The organism is Paenibacillus algorifonticola (assembly GCF_000971975.1).
GTDB lineage: Bacteria > Bacillota > Bacilli > Paenibacillales > Paenibacillaceae > Pristimantibacillus > Pristimantibacillus algorifonticola.
Window position 1 is genome coordinate 46076 of sequence record NZ_LAQO01000042.1, and the last position, 25366, is coordinate 71441.

General features: G+C 50.2%; 25 protein-coding genes and 7 tRNA genes. 3 read left to right on the top strand and 29 right to left on the bottom strand.

Features of this window, described 5'->3' with window-relative positions; translation table 11 throughout:
- Positions 1–71: 71 nt before the first annotated feature.
- Genes whiA through WH37_RS28840 form a run of 4 tightly spaced genes read right to left on the bottom strand, consistent with a single transcriptional unit; the run spans position 72 to position 3898 of the window.
- Positions 72–1001 (bottom strand): DNA-binding protein WhiA, encoded by a 930-nt coding sequence (gene whiA / locus WH37_RS28825; RefSeq protein ID WP_046234109.1) that lies wholly within the window; start codon positions 999–1001, stop codon positions 72–74.
- Positions 1002–1007: 6 nt separating this feature from the next.
- Positions 1008–1994, bottom strand: a complete 987-nt coding sequence (locus WH37_RS28830) for a gluconeogenesis factor YvcK family protein (RefSeq protein WP_046234110.1) — start codon at positions 1992–1994, stop codon at positions 1008–1010.
- Between the two features lie 12 nt (positions 1995–2006).
- Positions 2007–2894 carry an RNase adapter RapZ gene (gene rapZ / locus WH37_RS28835; RefSeq protein WP_046234111.1) on the bottom strand — a complete coding sequence of 296 codons (888 nt, stop codon included), beginning with the start codon at positions 2892–2894 and terminating at the stop codon, positions 2007–2009.
- A 53-nt stretch (positions 2895–2947) separates the two neighbouring features.
- Positions 2948–3898, bottom strand: a complete 951-nt coding sequence (locus WH37_RS28840; RefSeq protein ID WP_046234112.1) for an ROK family glucokinase — start codon at positions 3896–3898, stop codon at positions 2948–2950.
- Between the two features lie 373 nt (positions 3899–4271).
- Between WH37_RS28840 and WH37_RS28845 the strand changes: the two genes are divergently transcribed.
- Positions 4272–4838 carry a glycerol-3-phosphate responsive antiterminator gene (locus tag WH37_RS28845; RefSeq protein ID WP_046234113.1) on the top strand — a complete coding sequence of 189 codons (567 nt, stop codon included), beginning with the start codon at positions 4272–4274 and terminating at the stop codon, positions 4836–4838.
- A 218-nt stretch (positions 4839–5056) separates the two neighbouring features.
- On the opposite strand, the gene trxB is transcribed toward WH37_RS28845, so the two are convergent.
- From trxB to WH37_RS28900, 11 genes are all read right to left on the bottom strand, one after another.
- Positions 5057–6004, bottom strand: coding sequence for a thioredoxin-disulfide reductase (gene trxB, locus WH37_RS28850; RefSeq protein ID WP_046234114.1), 948 nt, complete (start codon positions 6002–6004; stop codon positions 5057–5059).
- A 60-nt stretch (positions 6005–6064) separates the two neighbouring features.
- Positions 6065–7816 (bottom strand): tetratricopeptide repeat protein, encoded by a 1752-nt coding sequence (locus WH37_RS28855; RefSeq protein WP_046234115.1) that lies wholly within the window; start codon positions 7814–7816, stop codon positions 6065–6067.
- Positions 7817–8040: 224 nt separating this feature from the next.
- Positions 8041–8991, bottom strand: a complete 951-nt coding sequence (locus tag WH37_RS28860; RefSeq protein ID WP_046234116.1) for a ribose-phosphate diphosphokinase — start codon at positions 8989–8991, stop codon at positions 8041–8043.
- Between the two features lie 142 nt (positions 8992–9133).
- Positions 9134–9940, bottom strand: a complete 807-nt coding sequence (gene hisJ / locus WH37_RS28865; protein WP_046234139.1) for a histidinol-phosphatase HisJ — start codon at positions 9938–9940, stop codon at positions 9134–9136.
- Positions 9941–10003: 63 nt separating this feature from the next.
- Positions 10004–10738, bottom strand: coding sequence for a bifunctional phosphoribosyl-AMP cyclohydrolase/phosphoribosyl-ATP diphosphatase HisIE (gene hisIE / locus WH37_RS28870; RefSeq protein ID WP_046234117.1), 735 nt, complete (start codon positions 10736–10738; stop codon positions 10004–10006).
- A complete protein-coding gene (hisF, locus tag WH37_RS28875; protein WP_046234118.1) occupies positions 10735–11493 on the bottom strand; it encodes an imidazole glycerol phosphate synthase subunit HisF in 759 nt (252 codons plus the stop codon). The genes hisIE and hisF overlap by 4 nt, the downstream gene beginning before the upstream one ends.
- Positions 11494–11641: 148 nt before the next feature.
- On the bottom strand, positions 11642–12259 hold the full coding sequence (gene hisH / locus WH37_RS28880) for an imidazole glycerol phosphate synthase subunit HisH (RefSeq protein WP_046234119.1): 618 nt from the start codon (positions 12257–12259) through the stop codon (positions 11642–11644).
- Between the two features lies 1 nt (position 12260).
- Positions 12261–12860: an imidazoleglycerol-phosphate dehydratase HisB gene (gene hisB / locus WH37_RS28885; protein WP_046234120.1), complete on the bottom strand. Its 600-nt coding sequence runs from the start codon at positions 12858–12860 to the stop codon at positions 12261–12263.
- Positions 12861–12933: 73 nt separating this feature from the next.
- A complete protein-coding gene (gene hisD, locus WH37_RS28890) occupies positions 12934–14211 on the bottom strand; it encodes a histidinol dehydrogenase (RefSeq protein ID WP_414812529.1) in 1278 nt (425 codons plus the stop codon).
- Between the two features lie 93 nt (positions 14212–14304).
- Positions 14305–14913 (bottom strand): ATP phosphoribosyltransferase, encoded by a 609-nt coding sequence (gene hisG, locus WH37_RS28895; RefSeq protein WP_046234141.1) that lies wholly within the window; start codon positions 14911–14913, stop codon positions 14305–14307.
- Between the two features lie 32 nt (positions 14914–14945).
- Positions 14946–16178: an ATP phosphoribosyltransferase regulatory subunit gene (locus WH37_RS28900; protein ID WP_046234121.1), complete on the bottom strand. Its 1233-nt coding sequence runs from the start codon at positions 16176–16178 to the stop codon at positions 14946–14948.
- A gap of 239 nt (positions 16179–16417) precedes the next feature.
- On the opposite strand from WH37_RS28900, the gene WH37_RS28905 reads away from it, so the two are divergent.
- The gene (locus WH37_RS28905; protein ID WP_046234122.1) at positions 16418–16864 is read left to right on the top strand and encodes a hypothetical protein; all 447 of its coding nucleotides are present in this window, start codon (positions 16418–16420) and stop codon (positions 16862–16864) included.
- A gap of 90 nt (positions 16865–16954) precedes the next feature.
- On the opposite strand, the gene WH37_RS28910 is transcribed toward WH37_RS28905, so the two are convergent.
- The 7 genes from WH37_RS28910 to WH37_RS28940 form a co-directional block, all read right to left on the bottom strand.
- Entirely contained in the window at positions 16955–17458 is a 504-nt protein-coding gene (locus WH37_RS28910; RefSeq protein ID WP_177218079.1) for an acyltransferase, read from the bottom strand.
- Between the two features lies 1 nt (position 17459).
- Entirely contained in the window at positions 17460–18116 is a 657-nt protein-coding gene (ppaX, locus tag WH37_RS28915) for a pyrophosphatase PpaX (RefSeq protein ID WP_231594415.1), read from the bottom strand.
- Between the two features lie 113 nt (positions 18117–18229).
- The gene (gene lgt, locus WH37_RS28920; protein ID WP_046234124.1) at positions 18230–19186 is read right to left on the bottom strand and encodes a prolipoprotein diacylglyceryl transferase; all 957 of its coding nucleotides are present in this window, start codon (positions 19184–19186) and stop codon (positions 18230–18232) included.
- Between the two features lie 20 nt (positions 19187–19206).
- On the bottom strand, positions 19207–20145 hold the full coding sequence (gene hprK / locus WH37_RS28925) for an HPr(Ser) kinase/phosphatase (RefSeq protein WP_046234125.1): 939 nt from the start codon (positions 20143–20145) through the stop codon (positions 19207–19209).
- Between the two features lie 207 nt (positions 20146–20352).
- Positions 20353–21474: an ABC transporter ATP-binding protein gene (locus tag WH37_RS28930; RefSeq protein WP_046234126.1), complete on the bottom strand. Its 1122-nt coding sequence runs from the start codon at positions 21472–21474 to the stop codon at positions 20353–20355.
- A gap of 87 nt (positions 21475–21561) precedes the next feature.
- On the bottom strand, positions 21562–22707 hold the full coding sequence (locus WH37_RS28935) for a PucR family transcriptional regulator (RefSeq protein ID WP_046234127.1): 1146 nt from the start codon (positions 22705–22707) through the stop codon (positions 21562–21564).
- Positions 22708–22782: 75 nt separating this feature from the next.
- The gene (locus WH37_RS28940) at positions 22783–23730 is read right to left on the bottom strand and encodes an MraY family glycosyltransferase (RefSeq protein WP_046234128.1); all 948 of its coding nucleotides are present in this window, start codon (positions 23728–23730) and stop codon (positions 22783–22785) included.
- A gap of 174 nt (positions 23731–23904) precedes the next feature.
- Here WH37_RS28940 and ssuE point away from each other — a divergent pair, with 174 nt between their 5' ends.
- Positions 23905–24453: an NADPH-dependent FMN reductase gene (gene ssuE, locus WH37_RS28945; protein ID WP_046234129.1), complete on the top strand. Its 549-nt coding sequence runs from the start codon at positions 23905–23907 to the stop codon at positions 24451–24453.
- Between the two features lie 117 nt (positions 24454–24570).
- Here ssuE and WH37_RS28950 read toward each other — a convergent pair.
- From WH37_RS28950 to WH37_RS28980, 7 genes are all read right to left on the bottom strand, one after another.
- Positions 24571–24646: transfer RNA gene (locus WH37_RS28950), tRNA-Lys, on the bottom strand.
- A gap of 15 nt (positions 24647–24661) precedes the next feature.
- Positions 24662–24745 (bottom strand) — tRNA-Tyr (locus tag WH37_RS28955).
- A gap of 9 nt (positions 24746–24754) precedes the next feature.
- A tRNA-Phe gene (locus WH37_RS28960) sits at positions 24755–24830 on the bottom strand.
- Positions 24831–24847: 17 nt separating this feature from the next.
- Positions 24848–24924: transfer RNA gene (locus tag WH37_RS28965), tRNA-Asp, on the bottom strand.
- A gap of 19 nt (positions 24925–24943) precedes the next feature.
- Positions 24944–25020, bottom strand: a tRNA-Met gene (locus WH37_RS28970).
- Between the two features lie 17 nt (positions 25021–25037).
- A tRNA-Val gene (locus tag WH37_RS28975) sits at positions 25038–25113 on the bottom strand.
- A gap of 7 nt (positions 25114–25120) precedes the next feature.
- Positions 25121–25197: transfer RNA gene (locus tag WH37_RS28980), tRNA-Met, on the bottom strand.
- Positions 25198–25366: the final 169 nt, after the last annotated feature.

Genomic DNA, 25366 nt, shown 5'->3' on the forward strand with positions numbered 1-25366 from the left:
CAATCCTTAATTATGCCGATAATTTTAAACTCATTGTATCATTATACCATCGGAAACATGAAGTTAAAAGTTTAGCCATTGCGTATTTTTTCAGCAAGTTCGTCAATTTTGCGAAGCCGATGGTTTACTCCTGACTTGCTCACTGATCCTTTCAGCAGTTCTCCAACTTCCTTCAAGTTCAGATCGGGGTGCTGCAGGCGGATTTCAGCGACTTCCTTGAGCTTATCCGGCAAGTTTTCAAGGCCCAGCTCGCGATCCAGCAGTTTAATATTATCAATCTGCCGTACTGACGCGCCAATGGTCTTGTTTAGGTTCGCCGTCTCGCAATTGACGATTCGATTGACGGAATTGCGCATGTCGCGCATAATTCGCACATCCTCGAATTTGAACAGCGCCTGATGAGCGCCGATAATGTTCAGCAGCTCAATAATTTTCTCGCCTTCCTTAATGTAAAAAATAAAGCCTTTCTTCCGCTCGATGCAGCGGGCATTTAGATCGAACTTATTGGCCAGCTCAACCAAGGAGCTGCAATACTCCTCATACATTGAAGAGATTTCCAAATGGTACGAGGAACCCTCAGGGTTATTCACTGAACCTCCAGCAAGGAAAGCCCCACGCAAATACGAACGCTTGCAGCAAGACTTCTTGATCATCGTTTTATCGATTCCGGAGTTGAACACGAAACCCTCAGATACGATACGAAGCTTGCTCAATATAGATTGTACCATTGTTGGAATACGTACGATATACACATTGTTCTTTTTCAGCCGCATTTTTTTCCGAACCAACAGCTCGGTGTGTACCTCAAAGTGCTTTTTGACCAGAGAATAAATACGACGGGCTATTGCAGCATTTTCTGTTGAGATGTCCAAAATGACTTTGCGGCTGGATAAGCTGACAGAACCATTCATCCGAATGAGTGCGGAAAGCTCTGCAAGCTCACAGCAGGAGTCCGCTTCGATAAGCGTAAGTTCCTTTTTCGTTTGTGCCGCAAACGACATGGTTTGTCACCTCTTTCTGAGCATCCAATTTTCCACTAGCTTATAAATATGATGGCTTAGACGCTCGGCATCATGCCTTAGAAACGTCTGGAATAAAACAAAACGATCCGCAATAACCTCGCAGCCCTTGCTGCGAATGGCTTCCAAATCAATAGCGACGGGCTTTGCGCCCATCTCTGCGTATTTGGCTTCCACTTGCGGTGAAATTTCACCATTGTTCACAATGACATAATCAAATAATTGCAGGCCGATATGGGCCTCAATCGCATTCATATGATCCGATACCGTATAATTGTCCGTCTCACCCGGCTGCGTCATCACATTGCACACAAACAGCTTGACGGCACAAGATTCCGTTATCGCTTGAGCAAGCATCGGAACAATCAAATTTGGCATAATGCTCGTGTACAAACTTCCCGGCCCAATTAGAATGGCATCTGCTTGCTCAATTGCTTTGACCGCTTCAGGAAGCGCGTGCGCCTTCTCCGAATCAATGAATACACGTTTAATCGCTTGACCTGCCTTTGGAATCATCGACTCGCCAATGACGATCGAGCCATCGGCCATTTCCGCCTTGAGCACGATAGCCTGGGCTGCCGCAGGCAAAACCCGTCCGCGCACCGCCAGTACCCTGCTCAGCTCGCGTACGCCCGTCACAAAATCACCTGTGATGTCAGCCATAGCAGCCAGCATTAAATTGCCGAGGCTATGCCCCGCAAGCCCTGTACCTGAATTGAATCGGTATTGCAGCACCTCTGCGAGCAGCGGCTCGGTATCGGCAAGTGCCATCAGCACATTGCGAACATCGCCTGGAGGCGGAATTTGCAGCTCATTGCGCAGCACGCCGGAGCTGCCCCCATCATCAGCAACCGTGACGATGGCTGTAATATCCATGGGCTTTTCCTTAAGCCCGCGCAGCATAACGGATAATCCTGTGCCTCCGCCAATGACCACGATCTTGGGAGGCGCTCCTATTTTATGCCTGTTCTGCATACGTTCCCTCCGTTAATGCTTGTCGCGGTCGGAATCGCGATGGCTGACGCGTACCCGTTCCGTATCACTGCTTCCCAGCACACGGCCCAAGTATTCCGAAATCGCCACCGAGCGATGTTTTCCTCCGGTGCAGCCAATGCCGATCACGACCTGGCTCTTCCCTTCCTTGTGATAAAGCGGAAGAAGGAACTGGAGCATATCAACCAATTTGGCCAGAAACGCCTGCGTTTCCGGCCATTTCATCACATATTCATAAACCTCTGGCGTCTGGCCGGTATTTGGGCGCAGATGCTCAATATAGTGAGGATTAGGCAAAAAACGCACATCATAAATTAAATCCGCATCAATCGGAATGCCATATTTAAAACCGAAAGAAATGACATTGACTGACAAGCTATTTTGCTCCAAGTTCGTGAACCTGGAAATAATTCGCTCTTTCAGCTGTGCGGGCTTGATGCTGCTTGTATCAATGACCAGCGACGCAGACCCTTTCAAGTCCTCCAGCATTCTGCGCTCCAGCTTGATGCCTTCCAGCGGCAAGCCGTCTGGCACAAGCGGGTGGCGGCGGCGGCTCTCCTTGTAACGTTGAACGAGCACCCCGTCCGTCGCATCCAGGAACAGTATCTCACAGCTTATGGTAGAATGGTCTTTAATATAACTTAAAGACTCCGCCAAAGCTGTAAAAAACTCCCTGCCGCGCAAGTCAATAACCAATGCAACCTTGCCAATTTTCCCGTTTGATTGCTCAATCAGCTCTGCAAATTTAGGGATAAGCACAGGGGGCAAATTATCAACGCAGAAGAAGCCAAGATCCTCCAGACTTTGTACAGCAATCGTCTTGCCCGCGCCTGACATCCCTGTAATAATAACAAGCTTCGCTAGTGCCGCTGCCGTCTCCATCTTCTTCTCCTCCTCACAAGCGGGGAAAATGTCCCTGTTATCCTATGTTAACGCTACGAGCGCAAAATTAATCCCGCTGCGCCAACGACTCCTGCATTGTTGCCAAGCGTAGCAGGGATGATTTTCACGCCATCCTTCGCTTCTTTCTGTGTATACTTCTCGAATACTTCACGAATTTGCTCGAACAGAAACTCGCCAGCTTTGGACACGCCACCGCCAATAATGAAGCATTCCGGATTCAGCACGACCGCCATCAGCGCCATCGAGCGTCCCAAATAATACGCAGCACGGCTTACAATGCGCATAGCTACTTCATCTCCAGCTTTTGCTGCATCGATAACGTCCTTCGCCATAATGTCCGTCACTTGAGCAAGCGTCGTACGATCGCCGCGCTCAACGGCATCCTTAGCCATACGGATAATACCCGTTGCAGAAGATACGGTTTCCAGGCAGCCCATTTTGCCGCAGCCGCACTGAATCGCTTCGAGATCCGGCACAATGGCAATATGTCCAAGCTCGCCAGCCATGCCAGCAAAGCCTTCAACAATTTTGCCGCCGATAATAATACCGCCGCCTACGCCTGTACCAAGCGTATAGCATACGCAGTGGTCGATGCCTTTACCCGCGCCAGCCCAAGCTTCGCCCAGCGCTGCCACGTTCGCATCATTGTTTACTAATACTTTAGTTGCAAGCTTGGCTTCCAAATAATCTTTCAAATTTACGTCGCGAATCTTCAGATTCGGCGCGAACTTAATATAGCCCGACGGAATGTCCAGGAAACCGGCGATTCCTACGCCTACGCCGCCAACCTGCTCCCATTCATAGGAAGATTCAGCGACGATGGCACGCGCATAAGCAGCAATATTTTCAAGGATAGCATCCGTACCTTTATTCGTTTCTGTGGGACCTTCATACGTGTGAAGCAAATCCCCGTTCTCGTTGCACAATCCGACCTTAATTGCCGTTCCGCCAACATCGATTCCAACGTAAATCTTTTGAGACATTTGTAGTCCACCTCATTAATATGTTAATCTTCTCTGTCCACTATAAGCGAAGCTCCTCCCTCTGGTCAAGGCGGGAAGCTCCTTGCTGCCGCTGGATTTGCACGTTGAGTTCACCCCGTATATCCATTAGACTAGTGTCAAGGTTAAACGGCTGTCGCCGTCCTCTGGCGGCGCAGCGCGTTTCATTCCGAGAAATATAGAGAAAGGATGGGAACATCACATACTTTCCTATATTTCAAGCGAAAACAGCCCTTCCCCGTCCCTCAGAAGGAGAAGTCCGTTTCGCATCGGAATCGAAGCAGCGTATACACGCCTAGCTGGCCGCTTATTATAGATCAATGAATCCGCATCCGTGAGAAGGAGGTATTCGGCCTTGCCCTTTCATAACCAGCAAATATTGCCTGCCCCGCGAAAAACGAAGGATTTGGAAAAGCTGATGACTTCTGACTTTTCCTATTTGGTGCTGCTGGAGACGCACATCAGCCAATTGAAGAGCATTTTCGAGCTGGCAAATGCCCATGGCAAAAAAATTCTGCTTCACGCCGATTTAATCGGCGGCCTCAAGAATGACGAATACGCCGCCGAATATTTGTGCCAGATGATTCGCCCAGCCGGGCTTATCTCCACGCGCGGCGCCGTCATTAGCACAGCAAAGAAAAATGGCCTTATTGCGATACAGCGCTTGTTCCTGCTGGACACACAGGCATTGGAGAAAAGCTATGTGCTGCTAGAGCGCACCAAGCCTGATTATATTGAAGTGCTGCCGGGCGTCATGCCGCATATCATTCGTGAAGTTTTTGAACGGACCGGCATCCCGATTTTTGCCGGCGGATTGATCCGTACTGTAGCAGATGTAGAGAATGCCACTGCCGCAGGGGCTACAGCAGTGACCACCTCGCGCAGCGAGCTGTGGACGCATTTTGCGTCCACGAGCAAATAATTTTCTTCGGCAAGTCAATGCCGCTCACATCCATGCTGCGCCATGCGCCAGAACATATCGCTGCTTGTCCTGGCGTACTGCCTAGACATACAAGCGTACAACAAATAACCCTTTGCCTTATTCTTGAGGCAAAGGGTTATTTGCTCTATTGAGATCTAGGCGGGAGATAAGCCCTTGCGCCTTATGTGCGTTAACTAGAACTAACCGCCGAGCTTTTTTTACAGAGACTGGCTCCAGTCATGCGTCATGCTGCCTTCGAGGAAACGCTCGCAGTCGAGCGCCGCCATACAGCCGCTGCCTGCAGCGGTAATCGCTTGGCGATATTTGCTATCCTGCACGTCGCCGCAAGCGAAGATGCCCGGAACGTTCGTCTCGGAAGTGCCCGGCTTCACCTTAATGTAGCCATGCTCATCCGTATCGATTTGTCCATTAAGGAAGCCGGTGTTCGGCGTGTGGCCGATCGCGATGAAAATACCGTGCGTCTCAATAACTTCTTCACTGCCCGTTTCATTGTTGCGTACTTTAAGGCCTGTAACACCCATTGGCCCAGCTACAACCTCAACTGGCGTGCGGTTTAAGCTCCAGTCGATTTTCTCGTTGTCGCGTGCGCGGTCCTGCATGATTTTCGAAGCGCGCAGCTCCTCGCGGCGGTTAACAAGCTCTACGTTCGTCGCGAAGCGGGTCAGGAAGCTAGCTTCCTCCATAGCGGAGTCTCCGCCGCCAACCACGATGATTTTTTTGCCGCGGAAGAAAAATCCGTCGCAAGTGGCGCAGGTGCTGACACCGCGGCCTACGTTTTCTTTTTCCCCAGGAATGCCTAGGTATTTCGCTGAAGCGCCCGTCGAAATAATAAGCGACTCGCCTACGAATTCACCTTTGCCTTCTACTTGCAGCTTGAACGGTCTCGCGGAAGTATCCACGCTGTTCACCCAGCCCGTAATAAACTCCGCTCCGAAACGCTCCGCTTGCTTGCGCATATTAGCCATCAAATCTGGGCCCATAATGCCTTCTGGAAAGCCCGGGAAGTTTTCCACTTCCGTTGTCGTCGTCAATTGTCCGCCCGGCTCCGGTCCTTCAATAACTAGCGGCTTCATGTTTGCACGAGCCAAATAAATCGCAGCCGTCAGTCCCGCAGGGCCCGTACCGATAATAATTGCTTTATACATCCTGTAACCCTCCTTAAATTTTGCGCTATTCTTATTATATTTCACTGACACGTCTGCTCGCTATTCCAGCGGCTCATCTGGCGCAAATACCGAATTGATCGAACGCATCTTTTCCTTAATGCCGCACACTTGATCGATCCGCTTCGCATTTTTGCTGACCGTTGCAATGGAAGTGCCGTAACGAACGGATACCTCATGATATGAAATCGTGCGCCGATGCATCTTCGCCGTCAAATATTCCAGCGCTGCGGCCCAGCCTTCCACCTTGCTCAGCTTCGGAACATCCGGATAAACCCGGCTGAGAAACTCGACCCACAGCGTCATCAGATCATGCTGCTGGATCAGATCATAACGCTTGTTCATTCGCGATAACGCCGCTTCCACCACTTCCTGCCATTTGGCTTCCCATACGGGCAGCCGTGAAGGAACGCGATTCGGTTCGATTACCGTTTCCTTGCCTTCCAATATGGCCTGCAGAGGCTCCTGCACATCAATCGTACGCAGGACGAAAATCGCAATCCGCTTCAAATAGTCATCTTCGCCCGGTTCGATCAGAAACGCTCTAAGCGCATCCTTTACTTCATTGTCGGCAATCATGCCGAGCGCCTGAATGACTTGCAGCTTCGTGTTGCGATCGCCGTGGCGCAGCGCCCAGAAGAAGGAGGAGCGGACAAGCGGGTCGCGCTTCAAATGATCAGGCAGTCCATCCGAAGAGTTTTCCCAAAGCTTGAACTGCTCCTCAAACGGCAAATGATAATGGTAGCTGACCGCTGATTTATGCTGCCCTTGCTTCACCAGTTCCAGCTGCTCCATATAATAGCGTGGAATATTCGATTTAGGATCAAGCTTCGCTGTCTGCCGCCACAACCGCTCGGCTTCATGGAACCGCCCAATATTGCAGGCTGCTACAGCCGCATAATGGTACAGGCAAGGGTCCTGATTCAGATCAGGGTCCCTCAGCAAGCGAAGGAAGTGGCGGTAAGCCGCCTCATGCTCGCCAAGAATCCCCATCGTCGTAGCCAGCTTAAACACATGCTCCTCATGAAAAGGTGCCGTCTTGCGCAGCAGCTCCACCAGTGGAGCGAGACTTTCCTCATCCTCTGCATGCTGATAAAAAATCGCCAAATTGCACAAGGCATGCAGGTTGCCCGCATCAATATCCAGCGCCTCATGAATCGTTTCCATCGCCTTATCGAACAGACCCATATAATAATAAGCGAGCGCCAAATTGTTGCGTGCTGCCAGAAACTCCGGCTGCGCCGCAATAATGTCCTCCAGCAGGCGAACCGCCTCGGTAAATTTGCCTTCCTCCAGCAGCGTGCGTGCCTGATCATGCTCAAACAGACCTTCACGCGCCTTAATGCTCGTTACCCGCGTTGGACGCTCCAGCTCATAATCGAGCAATTCCATCATTTCTTCCGCTTCATCGAGGTACTGCCCATCCGCATCCTCTTCGAGATAATGCACCAGTGCCCCTTCAGCAGCTTCATATTGTTCCATGTTGGCATAGTTATTCGCCATATAGAAATGGCATTCCGTCATCGTAGGATCAAGCTCATCGACGATCCAATGCAAAATTTTATTGGATTCCTCATAATTGCCCATTTCCGATAAAATGCCTGCCATATTACAATGGTTAACCGGATTTTCCGGCTCATATTCCACAGCACGGCGAAAATATTTGAGTGCCTTGTCATAGTGGTATCGGTCCAATGAGCGGACAGCCCGTTCGAAAAAGAATGTGGCATCCCACTGAATAGGTATGATTTTCGTTTTTGGCTCAGCTGTGGCTGCGCGTTTCTTTCCCTTCATTGGCAAGGCACCTCCCGGAAACTTCATTTTCTACGATTATAACATAGGAACGGTCAAGTCGCGCACTCAAACTAAAGGAAACGCTCCAGCACGGCTGCAATCGCCCGCGTTCCCTCAGGACAACAGGAAAAAGTTATGAAAATCGCGGACGTTTTAATAACCGCCCGCGATTTCATATAAGTATTTATGCTGTTTTTGGTAAGGAGTCGATAAAAAAGTTCTCGCTACACGCCTGCATTTTTGAACAGGGTGCTGATCGAACCGCCTTCAATAATGATACGTGTTGCTTCTGCAAGCAGTGGAGCAACCGATAGCACAGTGAAACGGTCCGGACGGTTGTCAGGCAGGAGAATAGAGTCGGTTACGACTACTTCTCTAATACTTGGAATATCCAAACGCTCAATAGCATTGCCGGAAAAAAGAGGGTGAGTAGCGCACACGTACACATCTTCCGCACCACGTTCCTTCAAGCTTTCGACTACATTGACAATCGTTGTGCCGGTGTCAATCAGATCCTCGATAATAATCGGTGTCTGGCCTTCAACATCACCAATAACATGGGTAATCGATGATTCATTGTGTGCCGGACGCTTCTTGATCATAATCGCGAACGAAGTGTCCAAGTAGTTGGCAAGCTTCTCGGCAGTCGAAGCGCGTCCAGCATCTGGCGATACGACAACTGGGTTTTTAATATTTTTCGATTTCAAGTAATCGCTGATCAGATCAAGAGCTGTCATATGATCGACCGGAATATTAAAGAAGCCCTGAATCGCTGGTGCATGCAAGTCAATCGTAACGACACGGGTCGCCCCAACTGTCGTCAATACGTCTGCAACCATTTTTGCGGAAATCGGTTCCCGCGGCGAGGATTTACGCTCCTGACGGGCATAACCGTAATACGGCATAATAATGTTAATGGTTTTCGCCGAAGCCCGTTTCGCCGCATCGATCATAACGAGCAGCTCCACGAAATATTCATTGATTGGATGCGAAAACGATTGAACCAGAAATACGTCGCAGTTCCGGATGGTTTCTTCATAGTGGACATAAATTTCGCCACTCTTGAATCTGGACATCTTAATGGCGCCGAGCGTCAATCCTAAATCCGAAGCAATCTTCTGAGCTAGTTCCGGATTAGACGATCCCGAGAAAATACGCAACTTGTCGCTTAACATAATACCCTCCTGAGCGTTTAAACCAAATAAGTTTTACCTGACTAGGCTTTCAATGCGCAGCGCCTGCTTGCCCTAAGCTTGTGCTCCGGGCACAGCCCGTTTGCGCTTGGTCAATACCATTATACATCGAATTGCTAATAATTCAAAAATCAATACTGACTAATTTTCGACGATCAAAGGTCGCAAGCTTCGAAAAACCGACTTCTTTCAACATCAGACGCGCTTGATCAAGGTATTGTGCCAGTCTTTCTGGCTGATGCGCGTCCGAGCCGACCGTAATTGGAATGCCCAGCTTCAGCGCATATTCAAGCATCCTGCGGCTCGGGAACATTTCCTCCGCTGGCGTCCGCAAGCCTGAGGCGTTCAATTCAATCGCAAGGCCATGCCGCTTGACGGCTTCGAGCGCTGCATTTTCCAAATGCGTCACATCTTCCTCCGGCTTAAAGCCAAAACGCTTGATCACATCGATATGCCCGATAAAATCATAAAGCCCTGTTGCCGCCGCCTTCTGCACCGCATCATAATACTGCTCATACACCGCCAGCCGGTTTTTGCCTTCCCAGCCATGCGTCTGGCGAAAATCGGTAATATCCCACTCGCCGAGAAAATGTACCGAGCCAATCACGTAGTCGAACGGATATGCTTTAATAATATCCTCGATCTGCCGCTCATAGCCTTCGATATAATCGCCTTCCAGCCCAACGCGAATGTCGATTTGCGTTTTGTATTTCTCCTTGAGCATCAAGCATTCCTCGATATAACGCGGCAGCTCCTCCATTGGCATTGCCATCTCCGGATAATACGTCGCCGGATCGACATGAATAAGCGGCAAATGGTCAGACAGGCCTAGCTGGACAAGTCCCAGCTCAATGCCCTTCTGTACGTATTCCTCCAGCGTGCCAATTGCATGCCCGCAGCGAACATGATGCGTGTGGTAATCGATGAGCATAAGGCAGCCCTGCCTTTCCTTTTTGTATATAATTAAAACCGCAAAACGCGGCAATCCGCCTGGCTAGGCTTTGGACTGCTCGCGTTTCATTGCATTATTGCTGGCTGGTTTGCCGTGGCGCTGTACAAGCTCTTGCATCACATCATCCAGTGGCAGGCCCCGTTCTCTGAGCAGCACCAGCAGGTGGAAAATCAAGTCGCTCGCTTCAGAGCGCAGCTCGTCGTTGTCTTGATTTTTCGCCGCGATAATCGCTTCAGTTGCTTCCTCGCCGACTTTTTTAAGAATTTTATCGATGCCTTTATCGAATAAATACGTCGTATACGCACCTTCTGGACGCTCCGCATGACGCTCGGCAATGACGCTTTCCAGACTGCCCAAAATCGCAAAGCGATCGCCGCCTTGGCCCGCTTCCGTTGCAGCTGCCCCAGTGGAGACGGAATCTGCGTCGGAATTTGCCTCACTAGCTGCCTTCGCCAGCTCGATTTCATTGAAAAAGCAGCTGTAGCTTCCCGTATGGCAAGCGGGGCCAACTTGATGAACGCGCACCAGCAGCGTGTCGCCGTCACAGTCATAGGATAAGGACTCAATACGCTGCGTGTGACCGCTCGTTGCGCCCTTGTTCCACAGCTCGCTGCGCGAGCGGCTCCAGAACCAAGTCGAGCCTGTTTCCACCGAAAGCTTGAGCGAATCCTCGTTCATGTAAGCGAGCATCAGCACTTCCTTGCTCTGCGCATCCTGTACGATCGCCGGCACAAGGCCATCCTCGCTCCACTTGATCTGCTTTAACCAGTCTGTCATCTGACTTCCACGCCCTTCTGCCGCAAATCATCCTTCACTTCGCGAATCGTCATTTCTTTGTAGTGAAAAATCGTCGCCGCCAGCGCAGCGTCCGCCTTGCCTTGATCGAAAACATCATTGAAATGCTCAACGCGGCCTGCTCCGCCCGAAGCAATAACCGGAATGCCCAGCATGCCGGATACAGCAGAGGTCAGCGGAAGATCAAAGCCATCCTTCGTGCCATCTGCATCCATGCTCGTCAGCAAAATCTCGCCAGCGCCCAGCTTCTCAACCTCGCTTGCCCACTCCAGCGCTTTAATGCCTGTCGCCTGGCGGCCGCCGTGCGTATATACTTCCCACTCGCCCCATGCAACGTTAAATTTCGCGTCAATCGCGACAACGATGCATTGGGAGCCGAACTTGCGCGAGCCGTCGCGCACGAGCGATGGATTTTTGACTGCGGCCGTATTAATGCCGATCTTGTCTGCTCCTGCCCGCAGCAGCCGCTTCATGTCATCGACATGCGAGATGCCGCCGCCAACTGTGAAAGGAATCGTAATTTCGCCTGCCGTGCGTTTGACGACCTCAATCATCGTAGCCCGGCCTTCAACCGAGGCGGAAATATCGAGAAATACGAGCTCATCCGCACCTTCGCGGTCATAGGTAGACGCCAGCTCGACCGGATCGCCAGCATCGCGCAAGTTAACGAAATTTACGCCTTTAACGACACGGCCGTCTTTGACATCGAGGCATGGAATAATGCGTTTTGCCAGCATTTTGCACGCTCCTTATATTAGACTCATCTAGGGCTGCGCCTGCGACAGCCTGTAGATATTTGTTTTGTTTTTATGAAAAAATGACGTTGTCATTCGATGGATACAGGGTGCTGCAAGTGACTTCCAAGTGATGGAGCCAGCGGCTAGGCTAGGCCTTGCTGCTTCCCGTCAGTGCAAGGAAGTTGCCAAGCAGCTGTATGCCAAGCTCGCCGCTTTTTTCCGGATGAAACTGCATGCCGTATACTTGATCACGCCCAACAATGGCCGTTACCTGCTGATAATAGTCGGTCGTAGCCAGCAGATCGCTGCCTTGCTCCGGCTTTGCATGGAAGGAGTGGACGAAATACACATGGCCCTCTTCCAGACCTGCAAACAGCGGGCTTTGCCCTTGCTTAAAGCTAAGCTTGTTCCAGCCCATATGCGGGATTTTGTAATCGCCTTGGAAACGGATGACCTTGCCTGGCAGCAGGCTGAGGCCCTCGTTGTCGCCGTACTCCTCGCTCGCGCTGAACAACAGCTGCATGCCGAGGCAAATACCGAGCAGCGGCTTGCCAGAGGCGGCATACTGCTTCACAACCTCATCAAGCTTCGTCTCGCGCAAATTGCTCATCGCATCACCGAAAGCGCCGACACCTGGCAAAATCGCGCCATCCGCCGCCAAAATCTCCTGCGGATCAGCCGTTACAACTGCAGCATAACCGAGACGCTCAACCGCCTTGCTGACGCTGTGAAGGTTGCCCATGCCGTAATCGATGATCGCAATCATGCTACAGCACTCCTTTCGTCGAAGGCACTCCTTGTACGCGAGGATCTATGCTCGTCGCTTCATCCAGCGCTCGGCCAAGCGCCTTGAATACCGCTTCAATCATATGATGCGTATTCTGGCCGTAATGTACGATAACATGCAGCGTAATGCGCGCTTCCAGCGCCAGCTTCCATAGAAACTCATGTACCAGCTCCACAGAGAAGCTGCCTACTTGGCTTGAAGGATACTCCGCACGGTATTCAAAATGCGGGCGGTTGCTCACATCGATAATAACCTGCGCCAGCGCCTCATCCATCGGCACAAATACGCTCGCGTAACGCTTGATGCCGCGCTTGTCGCCCAGTGCTTCACGCAGCGTTTGCCCGAGGCAAATGCCGATATCCTCCACCGTGTGGTGGTCGTCGATTTCAATATCGCCTTTCGCATTGACCGTCAGGTCGAACTGCCCGTGCTTCGTGAACAAATCCAGCATATGGTTCAGGAAAGGCACATCCGTCTCAATGTTGGCCGTTCCGCTTCCGTCTACCGAAAACGCCAGCTTGATGTCTGTTTCATTTGTTTTGCGAGCTACTTCCGATACGCGTCCTGTCAATTCCGCCATTACCGATTCCTTCTTTCTTCCCGTAAAATAAATGTTCGCTTTGCTTTACATTGGCTCACCCTAGTCTTGCTCGTTAACGGCCTTCGCGCTCCAAACGGATTTGAATCGCCCGCGCATGGGCTTCAAGCCCTTCCTGCCGGGCCAGCGTCATAATTTTGTCGCCATTTGCGAGCAGGGCTTCCTTGCTATAGTAGATCAAGCTTGATTTTTTTAGAAAATCATCCACGTTGACAGGCGAGGAGAATCTCGCCGTTCCGTTCGTCGGAATGATATGATTCGGTCCAGCGAAATAATCGCCAACCGGCTCCGAGCTGTAAGGGCCGAGGAAGATCGCCCCTGCATTTTCGATCAAGCCGAGCAGCCTCATTGGATCGGCTGTCAGCACCTCCAGATGCTCAGGCGCCAGCTTGTTCACGACGTCGATGCCCGCTTCCAGCGAATCGACCATCAGCACGGCGCCGTAGCTGTCGATAGAGGCCCGCGCAATCGCTTGGCGCGGCAGCGTCGCAAGCTGACGCTCCACCTCAGCGGCTACCGCGCTTGCGAGCTGCTCCGACGGCGTTACGAGGATGGAAGACGCCATCTCGTCATGCTCCGCCTGCGACAGCAGGTCAGCGGCGATATAAGCCGGATCAGCGAATTCATCGGCAAGCACGATAATTTCGCTAGGGCCAGCGATGCTGTCGATATCGACAGCTCCAAATACTTCGCGCTTCGCCAGCGCGATATAAATATTGCCCGGCCCGCAAATTTTATCAACCGGTGCGATCGTTTCCGTACCATGGGCGAGTGCGGCAATCGCCTGCGCTCCGCCTACGCGGTACATCTCCTTGACCCCTGATTCAGCAGCCGCCACGAGAATGCCAGGATCAATGCCGTCCCGTCCGCCAGTCGACGGCGGCGTGACCATTACGATTTCCGGCACGCCAGCTACCTGGGCCGGAATGACATTCATGAGCACGGACGACGGATACGCCGCCTTGCCTCCGGGCACATAGACGCCGACCCGCTTCAGCGGGCGCAATATTTGCCCGAGCAGCGTCCCATCCGGCTGCAAATCCATCCACGAGTTGCGCTTCTGCTTCTCGTGGAAAGACCTGATGTTGACAGCGGCCTCGCGGATCGCTGTCAGAAAAGCGGCGTCTACCTGATCATACGCCGCATCAATTTCCGCCTGCGTCACGCGCAGCTCCGCTGCCGTCAGCTCAGCCCTGTCCAGCTTTGCTGTGTAACGCAGCAAAGCTGCATCTCCTTCATTGCGGACGTCTGCAATAATCGTCCGCACCACTTCATTTTGCTCCGGCGATCCGTATTCCACCTCGCGCTTCAAACCGAACTGCTCTGCTCGCATAATTCTCACAATCGCCATCCCCTTTCCTTTCAGACTTTGTTCCATCCGCTTTTATGGCTCTGTCCTGCTTTTATGGCTCGCGCTTCCGCAATCCTAAAGCTTCGCACCAAGCGTTTCCTGCAATCTATCACAGAGGCTTTGAATCGCCTCGTTCTTCATCCGGTAGCTGACGCGGTTCGCGATCAAGCGGCTCGTAATGCCGAAGATGGACTCCATCTCGACCAAGCCGTTTTCGCGCAGCGTCTGTCCCGTCTCAACCATATCGACAATGCGGTCAGCGAGGCCAATAAGCGGCGCTAGCTCGATTGAGCCGTTCAGCTTAATCACTTCTACCTGCTGCCCCAATTCGCGAAAATATTGCGAAGCCACATTCGGATATTTCGTCGCTACCCGCGGATTAATAACCGGCTTCCAGTCTGGCAGCCCAATTACCGACATCCGGCACTTGGCGATGCCAAGATCCAGCAGCTCGTAAACATCTTTATTTTCCTCCATCAGCACATCCTTGCCGACGATTCCAATATCAGCTACACCATATTCCACATAAGTAGGCACGTCTACAGGCTTTGCCATAATAAACTCCATGCCTGCTTCCGGCAGCTCAATGATCAGCTTGCGCGTATCGTCAAAGTCGCTTGGAATCGGCAGCCCCGCTTCGCGAAACAGCTTCGATGCCTGCTTGTAAATCCGGCCTTTCGGCATAGCCACCTTCAAAATCTCTCTGCCTGCTCCGCTCACTTGCCATCCCCTCCAAGCATTTCGTCCATACCTTCGGTAAACAATAAAAACTCCACATATTCCACGCCTTTGAAAATAAACCGTCCAGACGTGTTCTTCGAAAGCTCCGCGGCCTCTTCTTGCCCGATGCGCTCTGTCACAACCGTCGCTCCTTGGCTTCTGAGCTGCTGCGCGATAGCCAGCGCCGCTTTGCGCTCCGTCTCATCGTAGCCGATTAGCACGCGCTCTGCTTTCGCTGGCTCGTCTTCATTGCCGAGCACTTCGAGTATCCGCGTCGTCTTCAGCGCAAAGCCTGTTGCTGGAGCTGGCCGGCCGAATTGAGCGAGCAAATTGTCGTATCTTCCACCGCTCACTACAGGGAATCCAAGATCCGCCGCATATCCTTCAAAGGTCATGCCTGTATAATAAGAGAAATCGCCGATCATCGTCAGATCGATCAGCACATGCTCGCTCAGTCCGTAAGCGTCGAGCACATCCCACATCTCGCATAAATGCTGAATAGACGCCTGTGCCGTCTCATCTGCGCTTAACTCCAGCGCCTGCTTGCATACCTCCTGGCCGCCGCGCAGCCTTAAAATCCCTTCCAGCTCGCGCTTTACAGGCTCCTCCAGCGACAGCTGGCGCAGCTGCTCGCGATAGCCGACATAATCGCGTCCCAGCAGGCACGCTTTAAGCTGCTCCTGCGCTTCCTTGCGTCCAGACAGCGATTCCTCAAACAGCCCGTTCAGGAAGCCGACATGGCCGATAGCGATCTTGAACCGTTTTACGCCAGCTGCCTTCAAGGAAGCGATAGCGAGCGCTACAACCTCCGCATCCGCATCAGCCGAAGCATCACCTACAAGCTCAACGCCCGTTTGGAAAAACTCAGCCTCCCGGCCCGCTTCCTCTTCAATTGCACGGTACACATTCGCATGGTACGACAGGCGCAGCGGAAATGGGGACTCCTTCAATAGCGAGGATACCACGCGCGCAATAGGTGCCGTCATATCCGAACGCAGCACGAGCGTTGTTCCACGGTTGTTGAGCAGCTTAAACAGCTTTTGGTCAGAGGTAGAGCTTGCTACCCCTACGGTGTCGTAATATTCCATAGTAGGCGTAATGATCTGCTCATAGCCCCAGCCCTGCATACAAGCAAGAGCGGCATGCTCGATCCGGCGCAGCTTTGCAACAGCCTCCGGAAGATAGTCTTTAACACCAATCGGTTTCTCAAATACTTTTGGTTTGGACATCTATTTTCACCCACATTTTACTTTAGTATGTTAACGCGTTGCCATATTAGCAATCTGCCAAAATAAAGAACCTAGACGTTATGGTAACATGAAGCCTCTGCTCCGTCAAGATAAGAGCTTTCCCGAATGAGGGACGTATCATAACTTCATAAATGCCGATCATCGCAAGGCATGCAACTTTCTCCAGCGGTCGCTCGTCTCCTTTTTAAATGAGTCATGAATAAGGAGGGCACGAACAATTGAAACCCGCTAGAAACAAAGTTGCTATTTGGGTATCCAGCTTAATGATAGGTATGATTTTATTCGGCGCAATCATCGGTATAATTGCTCTAAACAAGAGCCTGGATATCTTCAATATGTTTAGAAGCTTCACTTTGACGATCCATAATGAATCCGATCATGAGCTTGTAACCGTTCAAGCAGGCGTACTTGCCAGCGATGAGAAAGGCAACATTATTGAAACGGATTCCAAACAATTGTACGACGATTCCATCGCCAGCGGGAGCAAAAAGAAAATCACTCCCGATCTTAGCTTAACTGGCGAAGGAGGCATCTATATTACCTATACCGACTCCACTGGCTTTACACGCACAACTTCCGTATGCTCATACACAGAAAGCTTGTCCGGCTCCTCAACGATTACGATTCATAATGATGATGCCAAGGTTGAGGAGAACTGCTACTAAAACAAAAGGTTACAAAAAGTGCTTCTGTGAACATGAATAAAGCTGATGCTCATTATAGGCACCAGCTTTATTCGCGCAGCATCAGCAGATTTAGTTGTGATCCGCTGAGCTGCTCCCATTTCCAATCTCCCGCATTGGATTCCCGCCAACGAAAGCATGGGCTGGCACATCCTTGTATACGACTGAGCCAGCAGCTACAACCGCATGGTCACCAATCGTAACGCCTGGCAAAATCGTCGTGTTCGCGCCAATCATGACGTTCGCCCCTATTTTCACATCACCAAGCCGGTATTCGCGAATTAAATACTCATGCGTAAGAATCGTCGTGTTGTATCCGATAATCGTATTATCCCCAACCTCAATCCGTTCCGGAAAAAAAACATCCACCATCACCATCAGCGCGAAAGCCGTATGCTGACCAACCTTCATGCCGAGCACGCGGCGATAGATCATATTTTTGATCGGCAAAATTGGACAATAACGGGCCAGCTGAATGAATATGAAATTACGAACCGCCTTAAAGCGGCTGACCGTGCGATAGACCTGCCAGAGCGCATTTGGTCCCTCTACCGGATAACGTTCGACATTACGCAACTTATCTCCGCTCCAATCCTGCGAAAGCGTACAGCTCCCGCATATCATCAATGACATACTGAGCGCCAGAATCTCTAAGCAGCTGTGCACCCTTCATCGACCAGGCTACACCGACAGGCAAAGCGCCAGCCGCCTCAGCGGATAATATATCGACCGAGCTGTCGCCCAGCATCAATGTCGTTGCCGGATCTGCCCCAAGCGCAGCAATAGCCATGCTGACAGGCTCTGGATGCGGCTTAGGATGCGTGACATCATCAATCGTCACAATCGTGTCGATATAGTCGCTTAAGCCGACATATTTCAAGCCGCGCTCTGTCGTCAGACGCATTTTCGTCGTTACAATGCCGATTTGGATGCCTTGTTCATGCAGGTTTTTAATAACCTCTACAACATAGTCGAAAGGCTTCACGTACTCATCATGCAGGCGAAGGTTTACTTCGCGATAAGCCGCTACCAGATGCGAAACATCCTCAAGTCCAGAAAACTGCTGCATTTGCATCGTCAAAGGCTGTCCCATGCTTGGGATAATATGCTCTCTGGAGAAATCTGCCGGAACGACTCCTTTCAGCGCATCCAGAAACGAGCGGATAATCAGTTCATTCGTATCGATAATGGTACCATCCAAATCAAACAGCATCGTTTTTATGTTGCCTAGCACATCTGTCTCCTCCTAAATCCACTTTAATGCTTCTCTATAAGCCTTACAAAAACATAACGGCTATTGCCTTCGAGAAGGCAATAGCTCGTCTCACCTGAATTTAACTTTCATCTTTATGCTTTTGGAACATCATCCGTTGCCATAACCGCATGCTCTACCTTCGTCGAGACGATAGGATCGGAATAATGCTCTTTGGCGGCTCCTGTTTTGCGGCGAATAACGATAAAAGCAATGGCGCCTACAATGAGAAGAAGCGCTAGCAGCTGTGAAATTCTCAGATTGCCGTAAGCCGGGTCCAAATAGCCAGGCTGGAACAAAATCGTCATCGGCGACCAAAGAACGTCAACAAGCTTCACGAGCCATTCAGGGCCATGGAAGGCCAAGCTGTCCGTACGCACCATTTCAATGTAGAAGCGGCCGAGGGAATACCAGATGAAATAGCTCGCAAGCAGTTCACCCGCGCGCAGGAAGCGTTGGCGGCGCAGAACGCAAAGTACAATGATACCTACAAGGCTCCATAGCGATTCGTACAAAAAGGCCGGGTGATGGAAGATGCCATTCACATTCATTTGATTTACAATAAAATTAGGCAGGTGAAGCGTATCGCGAAGGAAGCTCTCCTCTACGGGGCCACCATATGCCTCCTGGTTCATGAAATTGCCCCAACGGCCAATCATTTGACCGGCAAGCAAGCCTGGCACGCACACATCGGCGAGTCTCAAGAAGCTGTAGCCCTTATAACGGAAATAGAAGAACCCGCATAGAAAGGCACCAATCAGCGCGCCGTAAATGGCTATGCCGCCCTCCCAAATTTTAAACACATCGAGCGGGTTCGCCTTGTAATCCTCCCACTTGAAGGCCACATAATATATTCGAGCACAGATAACGGCGGATGGAACGCCCAGCAGCAGCATATCCATAAAGAAATCCGGCTTAATGCCAAAGCGTTTGCCCTCTTGTATCGCCAGCAGCAAGCCTACCAAGGCAGCTGTGCCGAGAATAATGCCATACCAACGAACAGTCAGGGGACCCAGGGAAAAAGCAATCGGGTCAATTAGCGATGTAAGCATCTTTTATTAGCTCCTTTATATCAATCGTAATCATCCGCATCTTCAGCAATGGTTTCTGTCAGCTTATTAGTAAACTGCAGCGCAGCATTATAGCCCATCCGCTTCAGCCTGAAGTTCATAGCCGCCACCTCAATAATAACCGCAAGGTTCCGCCCTGGCCTTACAGGCACGGTTACAAGTGGTACATCGGTATCAATGATACGCGTCTTCTCTTCATCCAGCCCCAGACGGTCATATTGTTTGTCCTGCTGCCAGTTTTCCAGCTTAATAACGAGCGTAATCCGCTTCTGTGTGCGTACAGCCCCAGCGCCGAACAGCGTCATCACATTGATGATGCCCAATCCACGAATCTCAAGCAAATGACGAATCAATTCCGGAGCTGTACCGTGCAGTTGGCTGTCTGATGTTTGTCTGATTTCAACTGCATCATCGGCAACGAGGCGATGCCCTCGTTTTACAAGCTCAAGCGCCGTCTCGCTCTTACCGATGCCGCTGCCGCCAGTGATGAGCATGCCCACCCCGTATACGTCTACTAGAACACCATGAATGGTTGCGGTAGGCGCAAGCTTTTTCTCCAGAAAATCTGTAATCCGGCTCGTCAAAATCGTAGTCGCCACATGGCTGCCAAGCACGGGAATATTCGTTTTATTCGAATAAGCAATCAGTTCATCAGGCGGTTCCAGTCCACGGGTCAAAATAATACAAGGCGTGTCTGAATGGCACAGACGCTCCATCCGCAGCCTGCGCTCCTCTGACGTCAGCGTGCTGAGAAACGTAATTTCCGTTTTCCCTAACAGCTGCACCCGCTCACTCGGAAAATAATCAAAATATCCGGCCATTTCAAGACCTGGACGATACAGGTCATCAACCGTAATCGCACGCTTCAAGCCTTCCTCACCCGATATGATTTCCAACGAAAAATGCTGCACTAATTCTGATACTTTCACTCTCTTAGGCATAGCATGGCCTCCTTATATCACAACAGCGTATGTAAGCTAATTACCAATGACTTCATCGTATAGGAAAAAAGCGCCGAAAGCAATGTCTTCCCGCTTTCTGACGCTCAATTGAATGATACTATTTACATATTTATCCCCAGTGGAATAACAAAGAGCTGCTGGACGGATCCAACAGCTCTCTTATGAAATCTATAATGGCTTTAGCAATTAGTTTTCGAAAATGTTAAGCTCGGACTCTGTGTCGAACAGGTGAACTTTGTTCATATCCAGAGCAAGTTTAACTGACAGGCCATCACGCAGAGCGGAACGTCCGTCTACACGTGCGATAACTGTGTCTGTGCCAATACCGTTCAGGTACAGGTACATTTCGTGACCCAGGTTCTCTGCAACTTCGATCGAAGCGTTAACGATCGTGTTAGGCGAAGCTTCCAGGAATACTGGCTCTTCATGAAGATCCTCTGGACGAATACCCAAGATCACATCTTTGCCGATGTAGCCTTTGGAACGAAGTGTAGCAGCTTTACCTTCAGGCACAACTACATCTACGCCAGTCGATTTGAAGCGAACAGTACCGCCTTGATCCGTCAATGCACCTTTAATGAAGTTCATGGAAGGAGCACCGATGAAGCCAGCAACGAAAATGTTAACTGGGTGGTTGTAAAGAACTTCCGGAGAAGCTGTTTGTTGAATAAAGCCATCTTTCATAACAACAATGCGATCACCCATCGTCATTGCTTCGATTTGGTCATGCGTTACATAGATTGTTGTAGTTTCAAGACGTTTAGTCAGCTTGGAAATTTCAGCACGCATTTGACCACGAAGTTTCGCGTCCAAGTTGGAAAGCGGCTCATCCATCAAGAATACTTGTGGCTCACGAACGATCGCACGACCAAGAGCGACACGTTGACGTTGACCACCGGAAAGAGCTTTCGGTTTACGGTCAAGCAAATGCTCGATATCTAGAATTTTAGCAGCTTCACGAACGCGTTTGTCGATGTCTGCTTTTTTGAATTTACGAAGTTTCAAACCAAAAGCCATGTTTTGGTATACGTTCATATGCGGGTAAAGAGCGTAAGATTGGAATACCATCGCGATATCGCGATCTTTAGGAGCTACGTCATTAACAAGACGCTCGCCGATAAACAATTTACCTTCAGAAATTTCTTCAAGACCTGCGATCATACGAAGAGTTGTCGATTTACCACAACCGGATGGACCTACAAGCACTAGAAATTCTTTGTCCTTGATATCTAAGTTAACGTCAGTTACCGATGCTTTATCAGAACCCGGGTATTTTTTGTAAATGCCTTCTAAACGTACGCCTGCCATGTGAATTTCCCCCTAAAAGAAATTTTCTTATAGACCTATCTTATCCCACATGCAGTCAGATGACTATGCACAAACTTTACAAAAAAACTAATGTCTTTTCGTAACTTTGTACAATAGTAATATAATTTTGACTAAGACGGCGTCACGAAACTGTCGCACATCAAGCCCCGTCTCCTGTTTTAGCTTGTCCAGACGGTATAATAACGTATTGCGGTGGATATAAAGCTTCTTCGCGGTTTCGCTTACATTACAGTCAAGTGAGAAGAACGTTTCCAGTGTAGCGAGCATTTCTGCCTCTACGAAAAGCTCCGTACGCTTTAGCGATTGCTCCAAATATCGTGCACGCTGGCTTTCCGGAATACTATTCAGCAGGCGCTCCAGCTGCAAATTCCACGGAAAATGAATATTGCTGCCGACATGAAATTTACGTCCTAAATTGATCGTTTCACGCAGCGCGGCTGTCGTCTCTACAATCCCCTTCGCCGGCCTGATTGGATGGGACACCGCCAGGTGGCATTCTCCAATCCACTCGCTGGCAAGCATCTCATGCAGCCCCAGACAGATGGAAGCCAGGTTATCCTCCACCGACTCTTCATCATCGTCATCAAACAACTCTGAATCCGCTTCCTTAAGCAGCGATACCGGACCCCAAATGAGCCATTCCTGCTCCCGAAGCGGTATTAATAAAATTTCCTCGGCTAAAAAAGAACGCAGCAGCTTCTCCAGCTCAACATACGCCGCTTGCTTTGTATTCGAATATTCCGTTACTAATAAAAAAGGAATCATATCGGCGAACAGCTTGCCGCCCGCAGTCAAGTGATCCGGCATCGATTGTCCCGGCTCGCCGGATTCGAACTGCTCCTGAATCCACTCGCCAATGCTGCGGGCTGTCTTTTCGCTTTCCGTTAGCTTGCCAGCCGCCTTATCGTGTGCCGGCCTCGTTTCATTCCAGCGCAGCATTAAGCTCAATAAATCAAGCGTACTCGCCTCAAAGCGGCTTCCCTCTATTTCCAAAACCTCTATTTCATGCTCCACTGCCCTGACCGCTACCCACATTTTATCCTCGCGCTGGACACGCTGTCCTTCCAAAGCTGAGCCGCGCCCATGCTCCTCTGCCTGCAGGTAGTGATTTTTCTCTGCTATATCATTCCATTCGGACAATTGCATTTTTACTAGACGAACTGGACAGTCCAAAATGCGCTCCAGCGGTTTCAACCATTCTGTCGTGCTCATTTTCTGCTATCTCCTATCGCAAGCCTCACGAATGAACGCTTTTTCTCGTCATTGTAACATATTGGAGCAGGGAATTCAGCCCATGACCAGCAAAAGGATGATCGACAGCAAGGAGAACAACGCTGCAATTAAATATAGAAAAGATACGGTCTGCACCTGATTCAATCCCCACTTCATCAGCGCATGATGCGTATGAAGCTTGTCCGCATGATGCAGCCCTTTGCCACGGGCGAGCCGCCGCAGCATGACGATGGATGTATCCATAATAGGCAAGCCCAGCGCAAGCAGCGGTACTAGTACTGTGATGAAGGTTGCCTTCTTAAAAGCTCCGTCCACTGCGACTACGGCGAGCGTATATCCAAGAAACGTGGCTCCCGCATCCCCCATAAAAATCCTTGCCGGATAAAAATTAAACAGCAGAAAGCCCAGGCATGCCCCGCCTACAATTGCCGCTAATATCGCCGTTTCAGCTTGCCCTTTAAGCAAGGCAGTAATAAATAGCGTGACCGCCGATAATACGCATACTCCGGACGCCAGCCCATCCACCCCATCCATGAAATTAATCATGTTGATAAGAGCAAATATCCAGATTGACGTCCCAAGCCAGGCCACCCAATGCGGGAGAAAAAAGAACAGCCCCGAAGCAGGATTCGTCACCCCTGTTATTTGAATGTGGAACCACAAAGGGAGCGTGGACACTGCTCCATAAATCAGCACCCTGGGCCAGACAGGAAAATCCCTCCCCTCAGCTTTAGCTTTATCATCTAACAATCCAATGGTGACAAGTACTGCGCCACCAGCCGCAATCGTCCAGCTTAATGATGTCATCCCCTGAAAAGCAATAATCGTAACGGTGCATGCCACATAGATCGCAATGCCGCCAAGCAAGGGAATAGGCTTCCGATGAATTTTACGTGCATTCGGCCGATCCATAATGCCGTATTGCAAGGCGAGCCTTCTCACAATCGGAACCATTACACTCACAATAGCCAAACTTATAAAAGCCGCCAACCCATATATCATCTTAGACGGACCCCTTTGCATCGCTAATCAGCTTATTTCCGCCTAGTGTTCCCTAATGAGCAAAAAATCATGAACAGTTTCCATAAATGTCATTGACGTCGAAAAGATTCTAATGTTAGGATTAAACAAAGTTCACTTATCGGAATAAATATATATAATGAAGGAGCGATTTTCATGTCAACGATCGTCATCATCTCGGGCAGCCCGAATCCAGGTTCCCGTCTAACCGGCATTACCCAATATATCGAGCAGCAGCTCATTAACCAAAATGTAGCGGTCAGTCATATTACAGTCGCCTCGCTGCCAGCGGAGGATCTGATTAACGCCCGTTTCGACAGTCCCGCCATCGTAGAAGCAACAGCCTTAGTAGAAGGTGCTGGCGCCGTTATTATTGCAAGTCCAGTCTACAAAGCCTCTTTCACCGGAGTTCTTAAAACATTCCTTGATCTATTACCACAAAAAGGTTTGGAAGGAAAAATCATTACGCCATTTTTCATCGGTGGTTCACTTGCCCATCTGCTGTCCATTGACTACTCTCTGAAGCCTGTACTTGCCTCTATGGGCGCCAAGCATTTTGCCAGTGGCGTCTATGCCGTAGATTCTCAAATCGCTCGTGTACAATTGGACGGTGGAGCATCCGGATTCGAGCTGAATGATGAATTAAAGCTCCGCCTCGACGCTTCCCTAACCGAGCTTCTCACCGAATTAAAGCTTCGATCCTAATAAAAATACACACAAATAAGGCTCGATAATGGTGCAATCACCATTATCGAGCCTTTAAATTTCATATAAACAAAAAAAATTTACAGATTATCTTCTGCAAATTGACTTTTGAAAAAATGGTGAGTCATGTAGGATTCGAACCTACGACACCCTGATTAAAAGTCAGGTGCTCTACCAGCTGAGCTAATGACTCTCGATGTGAAAGAAATGGTGGAGGGCGATGGATTCGAACCACCGAACCCGAAGGAACAGATTTACAGTCTGCCGCGTTTAGCCACTTCGCTAGCCCTCCATAAAAAAATGGTGGCTCGGGACGGAATCGAACCGCCGACACGAGGATTTTCAGTCCTCTGCTCTACCGACTGAGCTACCGAGCCGTATAACGAAAAGAAAATGGCGGAGCTGACGAGATTCGAACTCGCGGTCTCCTGCGTGACAGGCAGGCATGTTAGGCCTCTACACCACAGCTCCATAGTTATTGCATAAGAATTGGTTGCGGGGGCAGGATTTGAACCTGCGGCCTTCGGGTTATGAGCCCGACGAGCTACCGGGCTGCTCCACCCCGCGTCATTGTAAAACATATATGGTGGAGGCTGAGGGGATCGAACCCCCGACCCTCTGCTTGTAAGGCAGATGCTCTCCCAGCTGAGCTAAGCCTCCGAAAATATGGTAGCGGCGAAGGGGATCGAACCCCCGACCTCACGGGTATGAACCGTACGCTCTAGCCAGCTGAGCTACACCGCCACATTTTCCCGATTACTTACATTGCAGACCTCGGGATGTACTGCAATATCAACGTGAATTGCACGCTGAAAACTGGATGCGAAAGACAAGGTTTGAAACTTTAGCGTGTTTGTTTAGGATAAGCCCTCGACCGATTAGTATTCGTCAGCTGCACGCATTGCTGCGCTTC